Source organism: Nocardia sp. NPDC020380, assembly GCF_044386975.1.
GTDB lineage: Bacteria > Actinomycetota > Actinomycetes > Mycobacteriales > Mycobacteriaceae > Nocardia.
Genome location: NZ_JBIRVQ010000005.1, coordinates 51,823 through 68,047, shown reverse-complemented (window position 1 = coordinate 68,047; position 16,225 = coordinate 51,823). Strand labels below are relative to the sequence as shown.

The window sequence follows — 16,225 nt, the reverse complement described above, 5'->3', positions numbered from 1 at the left end:
GGCTGCGCATCCCCGGACTCGCCTTGGTGCGCATGACCTCCGGACTGCAGCGGTTCACCCTGCTGCTCGGCTTCGCACTGGTCGTGCTGTTCATCGTCATCGCGGTGTTCGCGCCGCTCATCGCGCCCTACGGGTTCGCGCAGAGCTCCTCCGGCGGCGTGGATTTCGTGCGGCAGCAGGCGCCCTCGGCGGCGCACTGGTTCGGCACCTCGGTGCGCGGTGAGGACGTGTTCTCCCGCGTCATCTTCGGGGCGCGCACCGCACTGTCGGTCATCGCGGTCTCGCTGGTGCTGTCCATCGTCGTCGGCGTACCGCTCGGGCTGGTGTCCGGGTACCTCGGCGGCTGGGTGGACCGGATCCTGGTGCTGTTCATGGACGCCATGTACGCGTTCCCGTCGCTGCTGCTCGCCATCGTGGTGTCGATCGTGGTGTCCGGCGGGCAGTCCAGCAGCTTCGGCGGCATCCTCTCCGCCGCCATCGCCATCACGGTGATCTTCGTGCCCCAGTACTTCCGGGTGGTGCGCAATGCCACCATCGCGGTCAAACAGGAACCGTACGTGGACGCCGCGCGTGTCACCGGCGCCTCCACCGCGCGAATCCTGTTCCGGCACATCCTCGCCAATGTCACCCAGTCGCTGCCGGTGCTGGTGACGCTGAACGGTGCGGAAGCCATCCTCACCCTCGCCGGGCTCGGGTTTCTCGGGTTCGGCATCGAACCCACGCAGGCCGCCGAATGGGGTTTCGACCTCAACAAGGCGCTCTCCGATGTCTCCAACGGGATCTGGTGGACCGGTGTGTTCCCCGGCCTCGCCATCGTCACCGTGGTGCTGGGTATGACCCTCGTGGGGGAGAGCCTCAACGAAGTGCTCAACCCGCTGCTCCGCACCCGCCGCGCCGCGAAGGAGGCCACCGATGTCTGACCCCGTCCTCTCCTACGACGCTCTCACCGTCACCTTCGCCACCGACCACGGCTCCGTCGCGGCCGTGAAAAACGTTTCCTACCAGGTGCTTCCGGGGGAAGTGCTGGCCGTCGTCGGGGAATCCGGCTCCGGCAAATCGGTCAGCTCCCGCGCCGCCATGGGACTGCTGCCACCCACCGCCAGCGTGCGCGGCACCGTCACCCTCGGCGTCAAAGCCGTCACCAAGATGAGCGAGAAGGAACTCACCGCACTGCGCGGCGGGGCCATCTCCATGGTGTTCCAGGAACCCGGCGCCGCCCTCGACCCGCTGTTCACCGTCGGCTACCAGATCGGCGAGGCGCTGCGGGCGCACACCCGCATGCACCGGAAGGCCGCGCGCGCCAAGGCGATCGAACTGCTGCGGGCCGTCGGACTGCCCGATCCGGAAGCGCGCGTCGACTACTACCCGCATCAGCTCTCCGGCGGGCAGAAACAGCGCGTGGTCATCGCCATCGCCATCGCCTGCGAACCGAAGGTGATCATCGCCGACGAACCGACCACCGCGCTCGACGTCACCGTGCAGGCCGAAATCCTGGAACTGCTGCGCGATATGCGCGACCGGACCGGGGCGGCCATCGTGTTGATCACGCACAATATGGGCGTCGTCGCCGACCTCGCCGACCGGGTCGTGGTCATGCGCGACGGGTGCGTCGTCGAAACCGCCACGGTGGATGATCTTTTCGCGGCACCACAACACGAGTACACCAAGGCGCTGCTGGCGGCGGTGCCGAAACTGCACGTCGCCGACGAGGATTCGGAATCCAGCGTGGCGGGCGCGGACCTCGCCGAGGTGAGAACGACGGTGCGCGAGCCGATCCCGGACGACGCACCCACGGTGCTCGAGGTGACCGATCTGGTGGTCGAATTCCCCGGACCGCTCGGCCGCGGGCCCTTCCGCGCCGTCGACGACGTCACCCTCGTCCTGCGGCGCGGTGAAACCCTCGGCCTCGTCGGCGAATCCGGCTCCGGCAAATCCACCATCGGCCGCTGCGTGGCCGCACTGCAGCGGCCCACCTCCGGCAGCGTGCGCGTGCTCGGCACCGATATCGCCGGATTGTCCGAACGGAAGCTGCGGCCGCTGCGGCGCCGCTTCGGATTCGTCTTCCAGGATCCCGCCACCTCCCTCAACCCGCGCCTCACCATCGGCGACTGCGTCGCCGAACCACTCCTGGTGCACGGCGCGGCCAAGGGCACGGCCCTCCGCGAACGAGTCCGCCGCCTCCTCGACGACGTCCAGCTCCCCGCCGGCGCGGAAGGCCGCTACCCACACGAACTGTCCGGCGGCCAGCGTCAGCGCGTCAGCCTGGCCCGCGCCCTCGTCCTCGAACCCGATCTCTTGGTGGCCGACGAACCGACCAGCGCCCTCGACGTCTCCGTCCAGGCCAAGGTCCTCGAACTCTTCGCCGGCCTGCAACGCGAATACGGCTGGGCCTGCCTCTTCATCACCCACGACCTAGCCGTCGTCGACCAGCTCGCCGACCGCATCGTCGTACTACGGCACGGCGCCGTCGTCGAACAAGGCAGTAATGACGAGATCCTGCGACAACCCCGTGAGGACTACACTCGGCGCCTGGTCGCGGCCGTCCCGGTCCCGGACCCGGCGGTCCAGCGTCGACGTCGTTCCGGAGCGCGACAACTGATTTCGCAGCGACCGGGGTAACTCATCGGGTACGTCCAAAATGGGTGTGTTCCGGAACCGCCAGCCGCATGCTCGACGGCCAACGGCACTCAGCCGTGCGCTGAAGTCGCGGGGAGGCGGGACAGCCGGTACTGATACCGTGAGCTGGCAACTGTCCACCTCGAATCGGCTTGGAGTTCTCCCCCGACATGACTGAACAGACACCCAGCAGCGCCGGTGCCTCCTACGCGGCGGCCGGTGTGGATATCGAGGCCGGAGACCGGGCAGTCGAACTGTTCGCTCCCCTGGCCAAGAAGGCCAGCCGGCCCGAGGTGCAGGGTGGTCTGGGAGGTTTCGCCGGACTGTTCGCGTTGAAGGGCGGCTACAAGGAGCCACTGCTCGCCGCCTCCACCGACGGCGTCGGCACCAAGATCGCGGTCGCCCAGGCCATGGACAAGCACGACACCGTCGGCCTCGACCTGGTCGCCATGGTCGTCGACGACCTCGTGGTCTGCGGCGCCGAACCGCTGTTCCTGCAGGACTACATCGCCGTCGGCAAGGTCGTGCCCGAGCGGGTCGCGCAGATCGTCGCCGGCATCGCCGAGGGCTGTGTGCTCGCCGGTTGCGCCCTGCTCGGCGGCGAGACCGCCGAACACCCGGGACTGATGGGCAATGACGACTACGACATCTCCGCCACCGGCGTCGGCGTCGTGGAAGCCGACGCCGTGCTCGGCCCGGACCGGGTCCGGCCCGGCGACGTGGTCATCGCCATGGGCGCGTCCGGCCTGCACTCCAACGGCTACTCGCTGGCCCGCCGCGTGCTGCTCGACATCGACCGCATGTCGCTCACCGGGCATGTCGAGGAGTTCGGCCGCAGCCTCGGCGAGGAACTGCTCGAACCCACCAAGATCTACGCCAAGGACTGCCTGGCCCTGGTCGCCGAGACCGACGTGCGCACCTTCGCCCACGTCACCGGCGGCGGCCTGGCCGGCAACCTGGCCCGCGTACTGCCCGCCGGCCTGGTCGCCGAGCTCGACCGCGGCACCTGGAACCCGGCCCCGGTCTTCAAGATGATCGCCCAGCGCGGCCGCGTCGAACGCGCCGAGATGGAGAAGACCTTCAACATGGGCGTCGGCATGGTCGCCGTCGTGGCGCCCGAGGACGCCGACCGCGCCCTCGCCGTCCTCACCGCCCGCCACATCAACTGCTGGACCCTCGGCACGGTGAAGAAGGCCAAGGACGCCGAGGCCGCGCGCGCGGTGCTCGTGGGCGACCACCCGCGCTTCTGACCCACTGACGTATGAGAAGGGCCCCGATCACTCCGCCGAGTGATCGGGGCCTACTCATATATGGAGTGAGTGAAACTCCCTACGGCCCCGACGTACGACGAAGCGCCGGCGCGGTCGGGCCGACGACGGTGCGCCGCTGAGCGCCGCGGTGCCATTCCGTCGCGCGATAGCGACAGACATAGCCGAGCGACGCGTGCCTGCGGCGGCGCCGGGCGGTGAAAGAGCTTCGGCCCCGGGCGCTCTCAGGCGTGCCGGGGCCGTGCTGTATGTCGGGAATGCCGTATCTCATTGGTGCCCGGGCGAATTGGGCCCGGGCATGAGAAACGCGCCGACGTCCCGGCCTCGGGGGAGGCGGGACGCCAACGTATCAGCAAGCCTTCTGTGCTACCGCGTCGGCGCAAATCGACGTGCGAAAGGGGAGGCCAGTCACGGCCTCCCCCTTCGCACGTCGATTATCCGAATCAGCGGCGCCAGTCGTCGTATTTGTCCTCATCGTCCCAGCGCGACGGAGTTTCGTCCGTGTCGTGCTCGTCGGACAGGACACTGCCTTGCGGCGTGTCGGGACCACTCGACAGCTCACGCTGAAGGCTGGAGAAGTCGGTTGATGGCGAGCTGTACTTGAGCTCGCGTGCAACCTTGGTCTGCTTTGCCTTAGCCCGGCCACGGCCCATGGCTGACCCCCTCGCGTCACTGCGGGGCGGCCTGGGGTGTGTTGGCGGCCCCGTTCGAATTAATACTCTTCCTGACAGACACTTTAGCGTGTGTCAGGCGGTCGCGCTTCCAGGAGTGGGGGAGAAAGCGCCGAACTACTCCCGGCCGGTCATCGGACCGTCCGGAGCAGCAGGTTTCGCGGCCGCGTCAGAGCACCCCGGGGATAGCCCGGACGATGCCCACCCGGACCCCGCCACCCAGCACCGCCGGCGCCGCGAGCACACCGTGCTCCTCGGTCCACTCGATGCCCATACGCTGCAGAATGGCCAGCGTCAGCGGCAACCGCGCCCGGTCCGCGCCGTCATCGATCTTGTACGCGAAGGCCGAACCGTCAGGCAGCGCACCCGCGTGCACACCGTCCGCGCCGATCTTGCACACCAGTCCCGGAGTAGCCGTCATCACCCGGAAATCCGGGCCGTCCGTGCCGGAAATCACTCGCGGATGGGCGCGGATGGCGTCCGCGACCCGGCGTTCCGGCGTGCCCGCCGCCGCGGTCGCGAGCGTCGCGTAGGCCCGCGCCAGATTCACCAGCGACACCGGGACGATCGGCAGGCCACAGCCGTCGATACCCAGATCCGACTCCGGCTCGCCGGTGACGTCGGCGATGGTGTCGATCACGGCCCGCTGCAACGGATGCCCGGGATCCAGATAGCCGCGGGTGGGCCAGTCGTTGATCCGGCAGGTGGCGAGCATCGCGGCATGCTTGCCTGAGCAGTTCATGAAGATGCGGCGGGCGGCCTTCCCGCGCTCGTGGCCGTTCAGCGCCTCCGCCCGCGCCTGCTCGTCGAAGGGCAGATCCGGCGGGCACTCCAGCTCGTCCTCGGTGAAACCGAAGCGATCCAGCAGCCGCTGCACCAGCTCCACATGATCCGGCTCACCGAAATGCGAGGCCGTCGAAATGGCCAGCTCCGCATCGTCGACCGGTTCGAAACCATTGCGCAGCAAGGTCAGTGCCTGCATCGGCTTGTTGGTCGACCGCGGGAAGATCGGGCCGTGCACCGCGCCCAGCTCCACCAGCGGCTCACCGTCGGGGCGCAACACCACCGCGGAACCACGATGCACGCACTCCCGGAACCCGGACCGCACCACCTCCACCAGATCCACGCTCATGCGCGCACTCCGTTCCGCTTGCGGTGCCGTTCGATCTGCATGCGCACATCATCGGAGATGGTCGGCTCCTCCGCGAGCAGCCGATCCAGGCGGTCCTGATCGGCGCCCGAGAACAGGTCCCGGACCGTGATGCCGTGCGCGGGCGTGTGCACCACCCGGACCTCGTCCCCCGCGCCGATCGCACCCTCGGTCAGCACCCGCAGGTACGCGCCCGTATCCGTTTGCAGCGTGAAGCGTTTCACCCACTGCCGCTCCTGCGACCACCACTGGAATGTCGCGCACGGGACGCGCGGCGCGGACACCTCCAGCAGCGTGTCGCCGATGGCCCAGTGTGCGCCGATCACGGCATCGCTCACCGGCAGACCGTCGATGCGCAGATTCTCGCCGAACCAGCCGGCGGGCAGCGGCCGCTCCAGCTCGGTGCTCCAGCGGCGGGCATCCGCCTCGGCGTAGGCGTAGACGGCCTGGTGGACGCCGCCGTGATGCTCGGTATCGCAGACGTGATCACCCGCCAGACCCAGACTGCCGACCGGAACCCGGTGCGGCACCGGCCTTTTGTCGATGGCCGTGCGACCCACCTTGCTGGACTTGGCGGGCACCTCGAGTTCGGCGTGCAGCACGCAGACGGCGAGGACTGTGCCGATGCTCGCGGACGGCGCCTTGCTCCTGACCGGTTGCGTTGTCGCGCCAGTGCTCGCAGGTACGGTGCCGCGCTCCGCAGACTGAGGGGTGTCGTGCAACATCGGTTGTGGGGTGCTGTTTTCCACGGGCTGTGTGGTGTGGCCGACGATCGGCTGTGCGGTGTGGCCGACGATCGGCTGTGCGGTGTGGTCGACGATCGGCTGCGCAGGGCCGGTGGCCGTCGGCTGCGCAGTGGTGTTCATCGGCCGCGGAGCTTTTCGACGGCGAGCCGGCCGGCCTGCGGCTCGTCATGGGCGGGAACGGAATCCGGGTCGATGGCGGCGGCGGTCGGGCCCGCCTCCAGCTTCGTATCGACCGGGACATTGCGTTTGATCAAGGCCAGCGCGATGGGGCCGAACTCGAAATGGTCCACCACCGTGCCGAGTACGCCCACCGCGCGACCGCCCGCGGTGACCGCGTCACCGGTGGCGGGCCGATCGTCGGCGGAACCGTCCAGGTGCAGCAGCACCAGATGCCGGGGCGGCTTACCGAGATTGTGGACGCGGGCCACGGTCTCCTGACCGCGGTAGCAGCCCTTGTTCAGGTGCACCGCACCGTGTTCGGCGGGACCGCCGATCCAGTTCACCTCGTGCGGGATGGTCCGGTCGTCGGTGTCGAGGCCGAGGCGGGGACGCAGGTCCGCCACCCGCAGCGCCTCGAAGGCCCACATGCCCGCGGCTTCGGCGCCGGCGTCGCGCAGTTTCGCCCACCAGGCGCCCAGCTGATCGCGCGGGACCAGCAGGTCGAAGGCATTCTCGGTGGGCCAGGGCATCCGGCGCAGGAACCCGCCGCCGGGCAGTGCGACGGCCCGGTAGGTGTCGGGAAGGGCTGCGATACCGAGGGTTTCGAGCAGCGTGTCGGCCTTGGGGCCGAGCAGGCTCAGCAGCGCATGGTCATTCGCGTCGACCGGCTTGGCATCGGCCCAGAAGACCATCTTCTGCAGGAAACTCAGCAACTCGGGGCCGCGCTGCGCCTCGGTGTCGATCCAGACGGTGCCGTCCAGATCGGTGAGCACGAAGTGGTTCAGCACGCGGCCGTTGAGATCCAGGTCCAGATTCTCGGCGGAATCGCCGTCCCGCAGATCGGCGACGGCCTGACTGGAGATGGTGTGCAACCAGCTCAGGCGTTCCTTACCGGTGATCGAGAGGACGAACCGATGCGAGCGATCCACCACCGCGACCCGCTGCATCGCGGCGCGCTGTTCACCGAAGGGATCCCCGTAATGCCACGCGACCGCGGCATCGGGAGACTCCGGCAGACCCGCGACCGCCCCTGGAACCTGCAGAATCGGACTGGCTGCAACCGAGGAGGACACACCTCCACCTTATACACGCCCGCCGCGCGACCCGGTCCGCCCAAACGGGATCGATTGTTCTCGAGGCGATGATGCCCGCGTGACCACTGATTTCGTAAGGCGGGGGTAACTCGCCGGGTACGTCCAGAATCGGGGTTGTGCCGGACCGCCGGCCCGCATGCATGACCGATAACGGCTCTCAGTCGGGCGCAAAGGGCGCGGAGAGGCGGAAAGAGTCCTAGGCTCGACCGCATGGTGGAACGAGTTCTGGTGACCCTCGACGGCGCGATCCAGGATCCGGACACGCCGTTGTTGTATGCGGACGAAATCGGCGTGCTGCGCGGCGACGGCATTTTCGAGACGGTGCTGCTGCGGGACGGCGCGGCCTGTTCGCTGGAACTGCATCTCGCGCGACTACGGCGTTCCGCCGAGGCCCTCGAACTGCCGTCGCCGGACCTCGATGCCTGGCGGCTCGCGGTGTGGACGGCCGCCGAGGAGTGGGGTAGCGACCGGGAGGGCATGCTGCGCATGATCCTCACCCGCGGTCGTGACAGCGATCACGATCCGAGCAGCGAATCCGCCGCAAACAAGACCGGCGCCCTGGCCGGCGCCCAACCTTCCATCACCGGTTACGTTTTGGTGGTCCCGGTGCAGGACCGCGTGAAAAAGGCGCGCACCGAGGGCATTTCGGTGATCACCCTGAACCGTGGCATCTCCATCGACCTCGCGCAGGCCGCGCCCTGGCAGCTGCTGGGCGCCAAAACCCTTTCCTACGCGATGAATATGTCCGCCCTGCGGTTCGCGCGGCGGATGGGCGCCGACGATGTGATCTTCACCAGTACCGAGCATCGCGTGCTCGAGGGCCCGCGCTCGACCGTCGTCGTGCAGCGCGACAACGAGCTGATCACGCCGCCTGCCCGCAATGGCGTACTGCCCGGGACCACGCAGCGCGCGCTGTTCACGGTGGCCGAGAAGGCGGGCTGGGACTGCAAGTACGAGCCGCTGTTCACCGCCGATCTCATCACCGCCGAGGCCGTCTGGATGCTGTCCAGTGTGACCCTCGCCGCGCGCGTCAACTCGCTCGACGGACTGCGAATGTCCGCGCCCGACAAGGCCGCCGAGATCATCGAGCTGGTGGATCGCGGAATCACGCTGCCCGGCAGCCTTTCCGACTGGTAGTCGGCTTCGCTGGTCGTTGCATGACCTGTACCACGTTTCTCACGGCGTGATCAGGGCAAAACGCGGTTCGGCTATCACAGTCCAGCAAATTTCCGGCACGTGTGGTGTGGCACATGTTGATCTGCTGTCCGGTAAGCGTAATCTCAGGTACTACGTCATGTCGTAGATCGGCTGGGAGGTCGGATGAGCGTCGTCGATGTCGCGCGCTGGCAGTTCGGAATAACCACCGTCTATCACTTCATCTTCGTGCCACTCACGATCGGTCTCGCGCCGCTCGTCGCGGGCATGCAGACCGCCTGGGTGATCACGGGTAAGGACCACTGGCTCCGACTCACAAAATTCTTCGGCAAGCTGTTCCTCATCAACTTCGCCCTCGGCGTCGCCACCGGCATCGTGCAGGAATTTCAGTTCGGCATGACCTGGAGCGAATACTCCCGCTTCGTCGGCGACGTGTTCGGCGCACCCCTCGCCATGGAGGCCCTGGTCGCCTTCTTCATGGAATCCACCTTCCTCGGACTGTGGATCTTCGGCTGGACGCGACTGCCGAAAAAGGTGCACCTGGCCACGATCTGGCTGGTAGCCATCGGCGTCAACGCCTCCGCCTACTTCATCGTCGCCGCCAACTCTTTCATGCAGCACCCGGTCGGCGCCGAATACAACCCGGTCACCGGGCGCGCCGAACTCACCAGCATCTGGAAGGTCATCACCAACCCCACCACCCTCGCGGCCTTCCCACACGTGGTGGCCGGCGCCTTCCTCACCTCCGGCACCTTCGTCGCCGGCGTGGCCGGCTGGTGGATGGTGCGCAAGGCCCGCAAGGGCGAAGCCGCCGGCCTCGAGGAAGCCCGCACCATGTGGCGGCCCAGCGCGCGCATGGGCCTGTGGGTCATCGTGATCGCCTGCCTCGCCATGTTCATCACCGGCGACTTCCAGGGCAAGCTCATGTTCAAGCAGCAGCCCATGAAGATGGCCTCCGCGGAATCGCTGTGCCACACCGAAACCGACCCGGACTTCTCCGTCCTCACCGTCGGCACCCACAACAACTGCGACAGCGTCAACCACCTCATCAAGGTGCCGTACGTGCTGCCGTTCCTCGCCGAGAGCAAGTTCGACGGGGTCACCCTGCAAGGCGTCAAGGACCTGCAACTCAGCTACAACGAGAAGTACGGCGTCGGCGACTATCGGCCCAACCTCTTCGTCACCTACTGGTCCTTCCGCGCCATGATCACCTGGATGGCCGGCTCGATCCTGCTCGCGCTGGCCGGATTCTGGCTCACTCGCCGCGGCCGCGTCCCGGATCAGAAATGGTTCGGCTGGCTTTCGCTGCTCGCCATCGCAACCCCGTTCCTGGGCAACAGTTCCGGCTGGGTGTTCACCGAAATGGGCCGTCAGCCCTGGGTGGTCGCACCCAACCCGACCGGGGACCAGCACATACGAATGACCGTGCAGCAGGGCGTCTCCGGCGTCTCCGCCGGCACCGTGCTCACCTCGCTGATCGTGTTCACGCTGCTCTACGGTGCGCTCGCGGTCGCCTGGTTCTACCTCATGCGGCGCTACGTCATCGAGGGACCCGAACCTGCCAAGACGGATTCGCCCACCCCGAAGATGACGGGCGACGACGCCGTCGACAAACTTTCCTTCGCCTACTAGGAGCCGGGGATGAGCCTGCCTGAATTCTGGTTTCTCCTGATCGCGGTCCTGTTCACCGGATACTTCGTCCTCGAGGGCTTCGACTTCGGCGTCGGCATGCTGATGCCGATCATCGGCCGCGGCTCCGAGGTCAAGAAACGCGTGGTACTCAACACCATCGGACCCGTATGGGACGGCAACGAAGTGTGGCTGCTCACCGCCGGTGGCGCCATGTTCGCGGCCTTCCCCGAGTGGTACGCCAGCCTGTTCTCCGGGTTCTACCTGGCGCTGCTGCTCATCCTGGTCGGATTGATCGTGCGCGCCTGCGCCATCGAATGGCGCGGCAAGATCCACGACGACCGCTGGCGGCGCTGGTGCGATATCGGCATCGGACTCGGCTCCTGGATCCCGGCCATCGCCTGGGGCCTCGCCTTCGGCAATATCGTGCACGGCGTCAAGCTCAACGCGCACAAGCAGATCGAAGGCAACCTGTTCGACCTGCTCAACCCGTACTCGCTGCTGGCGGCACTCACCACGCTGCTGCTGTTCCTGCTGCACGGCGCCGTGTTCATCTCGCTCAAGACCGGCAACGAGGTCCGCGACGACGCCCAGCGGCTCATCCGGATCCTGTTCGCGCCCACCGCGATCGTGGTCGTCGCCTTCGGGCTCTGGACCCAGCTCGCGCACGGCAAGGGCTGGACCTGGATTCCGCTGGTACTGGCCGTCATCGGACTCGTCCTCTGCGGGCTGGCCGCCACCCAGGGCCGCGACGGCTGGGCCTTCACCGGCACCGCGCTCACCATCGCCGCCGCCACCGTGCTGCTGTTCGGCTCGCTGTTCCCGAACGTGCTGCCCTCGACCATCGACTCGGCCTTCAACCTCACCGTCGACGGCCGCGGCGGCACCGTCTCCGCCTCGTCCACGCATTACACGCTCGTCGTGATGAGCTGGGTCGCGGTGGCCATGGTGCCGATCGTCCTGATCTACCAGGCCTGGACGTACTGGGTGTTCCGCAAACGGCTCACCGTCGAACAGATCCCGCCGTCCATCGGGCTGTCGCTGACGGACACCGCGAGCAAGTGACATCCACCCCGCAAGTGAACTCATGAGCGAGCGTAGCGAGCTCCAATAGACACAGCCGCGAGTGCGCTCGTGCTGGAGCCGAGCGCCAGCGAGGCGGAGGCATGAGCGCGCCGGTTCCGTAGTTCAGGAACCGGCGCGCTCGCTCGTAGGGCAGGAGACAGGACAATGGCCCGACCCGTGGACCCCCGACTGTGGCGGCACGCGCGATCCGCGCGCCGCTACCTCACGCTCAGCGTCTGGCTGTCACTGGTGATCACCGGCGGCATCGTGGCCGCCGCACTGGCCCTCGCCCGGATACTCGCGGGCGTCATCACCGATCCCGCACGCCGCGATATCGGGTCGTGGACAGCCGAACTGGTGATCTTCGCGGTCGCCGTCGGCTGCCGGGTCGCGGCCACCTGGTGGCAGTCCCGGCTCGCGCACCGCGCCGGAGCGCAGGTCGTCGCCGAGCTCGAGACCGCGGTACTCGACGCAGGCGCGCACCTGCCGCCCCGCGAATTGGAAAGCCGCCGCACCGAACTCGCGGTGGTGGTCGGGTCCGGGCTCAGCGGGCTGCGCGCCTACCTCGCCGGATACCTGCCCGCACTGCTGCTGTCCTGCCTGGTGCCGCCCATCGTGCTCGCCGTCATCGCCGCCCACGACTGGGTATCCGGGGCCATCATCCTGGTCACGCTGCCGCTCATCCCGGCCTTCATGATCCTCATCGGACTGCTCACCCAGGGCCGCGCCGCCGACACCCTCACCGCCACCACCCGGCTCTCCGACCAGCTCCTCGACCTCTTCGCCGGCATGCCCACGCTGCGCGCCCTCGGCCGCGAAACCGGCAGTCCCGCCGCCGATTCCCGCCACACCATGGCGCAGCGCGTCCGCACCCTCGGCGACGACCTGCACCGCCGCACCATGTCGGCGCTGCGACTGGCCTTCCTGTCCTCGATGGTCCTCGAACTGCTCGCCACCCTCTGCGTGGCCCTCGTCGCCGTCTCCATCGGCATGCGGCTGGTCTTCGGGCACATGGGGCTCTACGGCGCCATCCTCGCCCTCATCCTCGCCCCGGAGGTCTACCTCCCCATTCGCGCCGTCGGCGAACGCTTCCACGCCGCCCAGGACGGAATGGCCGCCGCCGAAAAGGCTTTCGCGGTCCTCGACCCGGTCGACGACAGCCGCGCTGCCGCAGGTGGCGACACCGCCGGAGCTGACAGGCCCGCGGCCGCGCCGCTACTGACCCCGAACATCCACGGCCATCTCGAGATCCGGAACCTCTCCGTCGCCGCCCGCGACGGGTTCGCCCCGCACCGGCTGTCGGCCGTCCTCCGACCCGGTGCCGTCACCGTTCTGGCCGGCCCCAACGGCAGCGGCAAATCGACTGCTCTGCAAGCGATCCTGGGCCTGGTCACCCCGGACTCGGGCGAGGTGCTGGTGGACGATGTCCCTGTCCCCGCCGTGGACCCCGACCATTGGTGGTCACATCTCGCCTGGCTACCGCAGCGCCCGGTCCTCGTGCCCGGCACCCTCCGTGCCAACCTCGAACTCCTCGGCCCGCCCTCCGGCCCCGAAGCCACCACGGCAGCTTGCGCCGCAACGGGTTTCGACGCCGTCCTGGCCGAACTGCCGGACGGCTGGAACACCCTGGTCGGCACAGGCGGCATCGGCCTGTCCCTCGGCCAGCGCCAGCGCCTGGCCCTCACCCGCACCCTCGCCGCCGACCGCGCCGTCCTCCTCCTCGACGAACCCACCGCCCACCTCGACCCCGACTCCGAAGCCCGCGTCCTCACCGCCCTGGTCGCCCGCGCCCGCGCCGGAGCCACCGTCGTGATCGTCGGCCACCGCCCCTCCGTGCTGGCTGCCGCCGACTGTGTCGTGCCGGTTCGCAACGACTCATTGTCGGCGCCTGTGAAAACTGTGGATATCTCCGAAACAACACGATTCGAGGTGGCCGTCCGATGAAGAACGTGTTCACGGACTTCCGGCGGACCCGGCAACTGCTGGAGTTGTCGCGAGCGCGCATGGCGCTGTCCGTGGGATGGGGGACGCTCGCGCTGGGGAGCGGGTTGGGGCTGGCGGCCTTGGCGGCCTGGCTGATCGCGCGGGCTTGGCAGATGCCGCCGGTGCTGGATTTGAGCGTGGCGGTGGTGACGGTTCGGGCGCTGGGGATTTCGCGGGGGTTGTGCCGGTATTTGGAGCGGCTGGCAACGCATGATGTGGCATTGCGGTCGATGAGCACCGCGCGGACCACCACCTATCGGACCTTGGCGGCGGCGGATATCTGGCGGCCGCGGCGCGGAGGGGCCACGGCTTCGGGTGCCGATGCCGTAGAGCGGGAAGGGGATCCGACTCAGTTGCGGCGGGGGGAGTTGCTGGGGCGGGTCATGGCGGATATCGATGATCTCGGGGCCGTGGTGGTGCGGGCGTTCGTGCCCATCGCCGTGGCGTTTCTGCTGGCGGTGTTCGCGGTGGGGTTGATGGCGGCCATTTCGGTGCCGGCGGCGTTGATTCTGGCGGGGGCGCTGGCTGTTTCGGGGGTCATCGCGCCTTGGCTGTCGGCGCGGGCCGCGCGGGAGGCGGAGGTGGCGGTGCGGGCCGATCGCACCGAGTTCACCGCGGAGGCGTTGACGGTGCTGGACCATGCGCCCGAATTGCGGGTTGCCGGAAGGCTTCCGGAGGCGGTGGCCACGGCTACGCGGGCCGGGCAACGGGCGGTGGCGGCCGAGGATCGGGCCGCGTCGCGCAGTGCGTGGTCGGCGGCCGTGCTGCCGCTGTCGATCGGGGCCAGTGTGCTGGGGGCGTTGCTCATCGGAATCGTGTTGTACGGCAGTGGGAACGGGGTGCCGACCGGTGGTTTCCAGACGGTGGCGCCGGGCGGGATCACGCCCATGGCGCTCACGGTGCTGGTATTGCTGCCGCTGTCGGCGTTCGAGGCGGTGGCCGTGCTGCCCGCGGCCGCGCAGGCGCTCACCACCGGGCGGGCGGCGCTGCATCGGCTCGAGCGGCTCGAGCAGTCCGAATCCGGGGATGGGGCAATGGATCTGCCCGAGATGCCGGAGGCGCGGCGGATCGCCGTTGTGGGGCCCAGTGGGGCCGGAAAGACGACGCTGCTGATGTCGTGGGCCGGATTGTTCGGCACTCCGCGGCCGGGCGTCACATTCTTCGCCGAGGACGCGCACGTGTTCGGCACCACCGTGCTCGAGAACCTGCGCGTCGCGCGCGGCGACATCACCGAGCAGGAGGCCGACAGCGCATTGCGGGCCGTCGGCGCGGGGGAGTGGCTGGATTCGCTGCCCGACGGCCTCGATACCGATCTGGTCGGTGGCACCGCCGCGGTCTCGGGCGGGCAGCGTCGTCGCATCCTGCTGGCGCGGGCGCTGCTCTCCCCGGCGCGTGTCCTGCTGCTCGACGAACCCACCGAGCATCTGGAGGCCGAGGCCGGATCGGAGCTGCTCCGGCGCCTGCTGGACGAGTCGAGCGGCCTCGTCGATCCGGATCGCACCGTGGTGGTGGTGACCCATCAGCTGCCCCCGAACCACAAGGCGGATCTTGTTATTCCCGTAAAAGCCGCCTGACCTGTGCGTTCACTTTCCGGAAAATACGTTGCCGCCTTTGTCTCAGCCGACTAGTTTCGTCAGTACACAGGAAGGAGGTGGTTCGAGAATGATTTCTAGGACGCGTGAGGTGGCTGCCAGCTAGGCGCCTACCGCTGCAAACGGATCACCGTGTGCGCGAGCGCATAGCGAATCCAAGGCAGTCACCCGGCCCCCGAGTCCCGGTCAGTCCGACCGGACCTGCGTGAAAATGTTGCATCTTCCGCGGGTATGGCTCGGGGGCCGTACCCTTTTCGGCCACAGAGCGATCGCCTGTACAGCCGCAAAAGCAATTCGGCCCGGTCGTCCGCAGACGACCGGGCCGAATTGTGTTGTCTCTCAGCCGATATAGCGCTGCAGGCGAGCCGACAGGCGCGGCTCCAGGGCGCCGTCGGCGGCGATGCGCTCCTCGACGTAACCCAGATCACCGCCCTCGACAATGCCGTACAGCCGCTTCGCGCCGCCGACCACGATGCCGGACTGGCTGCGGATCACCACATCGGTGGCCAGCTCCCAGGACGACTGGGTCAGGGCCTGGCCGTAGAACAGCTCCACGATGCCGGTGGAATGCGTGAGCAGCAGCTCCAGCACCTCGTCGTCACCGTCGATGCCGACCCGCCAGAAACCGCTCTCCCGCAGATCCGGCCCGGCGTAGCCGCCCTTGGCGTCGAGCTTCCAGGACCGCGATTCCCAGGCCAGATAGTCACCGCCGTCATGGGAGACGATGATCTGCTGGCCGAACCGGTAGTCACCGGTGTCGGGATCGTTGCCCTCGCCCTCACCGCGCCACACGCCGACCAGCGGCAGCAGCGCGAGCATGGAGGAACTCAGATCCGGGCCGAGCCGCAGGTTCGCGGTGTCCTCGGGCAGCGGTAGATCGGGGAGCGACGGAATGTTCAGCACTCCGGTGGCCTTGGCGCGCTCGACTGCCTCCGCGACCGCCTGATCGCCACTGCGACGAGCGTCGTCGGGGCGTGCGGCCGGCGCAGTGCCATTGGCCATTCCGTTGTCGGCGTCCTCGCGGGCCGGCTCACTCACGACTCGGTGAACAGCCGGTAGAAGACGTAGGCGGCGAAGCTGATGATGATCACCGTCAT

13 protein-coding genes are annotated in these 16,225 nt (G+C 68.3%); 8 read left to right on the top strand and 5 right to left on the bottom strand.

Annotated features, from left to right (window positions below; translation table 11 throughout):
* Window positions 1-32 precede the first annotated feature (32 nt).
* The 3 genes from ACH438_RS14210 (at window position 33) to purM (ending at window position 3,866) form a co-directional block, all read left to right on the top strand.
* On the top strand, window positions 33-920 hold the full coding sequence (locus ACH438_RS14210; protein WP_397005983.1) for an ABC transporter permease: 888 nt from the start codon (window positions 33-35) through the stop codon (window positions 918-920).
* Window positions 913-2,619 (top strand): ABC transporter ATP-binding protein, encoded by a 1,707-nt coding sequence (locus tag ACH438_RS14205; RefSeq protein ID WP_397005014.1) that lies wholly within the window; start codon window positions 913-915, stop codon window positions 2,617-2,619. Before ACH438_RS14210 ends, ACH438_RS14205 begins: the two co-directional genes overlap by 8 nt.
* A gap of 167 nt (window positions 2,620-2,786) precedes the next feature.
* Window positions 2,787-3,866: a phosphoribosylformylglycinamidine cyclo-ligase gene (gene purM / locus ACH438_RS14200; protein ID WP_397005012.1), complete on the top strand. Its 1,080-nt coding sequence runs from the start codon at window positions 2,787-2,789 to the stop codon at window positions 3,864-3,866.
* Window positions 3,867-4,327: 461 nt separating this feature from the next.
* Here purM and ACH438_RS14195 read toward each other — a convergent pair whose 3' ends face one another.
* From ACH438_RS14195 to ACH438_RS14180, 4 genes are all read right to left on the bottom strand, one after another.
* Window positions 4,328-4,537, bottom strand: a complete 210-nt coding sequence (locus tag ACH438_RS14195) for a DUF3073 domain-containing protein (RefSeq protein WP_397005010.1) — start codon at window positions 4,535-4,537, stop codon at window positions 4,328-4,330.
* A gap of 187 nt (window positions 4,538-4,724) precedes the next feature.
* Window positions 4,725-5,687, bottom strand: coding sequence for an asparaginase (locus ACH438_RS14190; RefSeq protein WP_397005008.1), 963 nt, complete (start codon window positions 5,685-5,687; stop codon window positions 4,725-4,727).
* Window positions 5,684-6,331, bottom strand: coding sequence for an MOSC domain-containing protein (locus tag ACH438_RS14185; RefSeq protein ID WP_397005981.1), 648 nt, complete (start codon window positions 6,329-6,331; stop codon window positions 5,684-5,686). The genes ACH438_RS14190 and ACH438_RS14185 overlap by 4 nt, the downstream gene beginning before the upstream one ends.
* A 236-nt stretch (window positions 6,332-6,567) precedes the next feature.
* The gene (locus tag ACH438_RS14180) at window positions 6,568-7,683 is read right to left on the bottom strand and encodes a YgfZ/GcvT domain-containing protein (protein WP_397005006.1); all 1,116 of its coding nucleotides are present in this window, start codon (window positions 7,681-7,683) and stop codon (window positions 6,568-6,570) included.
* A 231-nt stretch (window positions 7,684-7,914) separates the two neighbouring features.
* Here ACH438_RS14180 and ACH438_RS14175 point away from each other — a divergent pair, with 231 nt between their 5' ends.
* The 5 genes from ACH438_RS14175 (at window position 7,915) to ACH438_RS14155 (ending at window position 15,110) form a co-directional block, all read left to right on the top strand.
* Window positions 7,915-8,841: an aminodeoxychorismate lyase gene (locus ACH438_RS14175; protein WP_397005004.1), complete on the top strand. Its 927-nt coding sequence runs from the start codon at window positions 7,915-7,917 to the stop codon at window positions 8,839-8,841.
* 183 nt (window positions 8,842-9,024) lie between these two features.
* Complete coding sequence (locus ACH438_RS14170) at window positions 9,025-10,491, top strand: cytochrome ubiquinol oxidase subunit I (protein ID WP_397005002.1); 1,467 nt, start codon at window positions 9,025-9,027, stop codon at window positions 10,489-10,491.
* A 9-nt stretch (window positions 10,492-10,500) separates the two neighbouring features.
* On the top strand, window positions 10,501-11,553 hold the full coding sequence (gene cydB, locus ACH438_RS14165) for a cytochrome d ubiquinol oxidase subunit II (protein WP_397005000.1): 1,053 nt from the start codon (window positions 10,501-10,503) through the stop codon (window positions 11,551-11,553).
* A gap of 165 nt (window positions 11,554-11,718) precedes the next feature.
* Window positions 11,719-13,497, top strand: coding sequence for a thiol reductant ABC exporter subunit CydD (gene cydD, locus ACH438_RS14160; RefSeq protein WP_397004998.1), 1,779 nt, complete (start codon window positions 11,719-11,721; stop codon window positions 13,495-13,497).
* Window positions 13,494-15,110: an ATP-binding cassette domain-containing protein gene (locus tag ACH438_RS14155; protein WP_397004996.1), complete on the top strand. Its 1,617-nt coding sequence runs from the start codon at window positions 13,494-13,496 to the stop codon at window positions 15,108-15,110. The genes cydD and ACH438_RS14155 overlap by 4 nt, the downstream gene beginning before the upstream one ends.
* A gap of 357 nt (window positions 15,111-15,467) precedes the next feature.
* On the opposite strand, the gene ACH438_RS14150 is transcribed toward ACH438_RS14155, so the two are convergent.
* A complete protein-coding gene (locus tag ACH438_RS14150; RefSeq protein ID WP_397005979.1) occupies window positions 15,468-16,130 on the bottom strand; it encodes an FABP family protein in 663 nt (220 codons plus the stop codon).
* Between the last annotated feature and the right edge of the window lie 95 nt (window positions 16,131-16,225).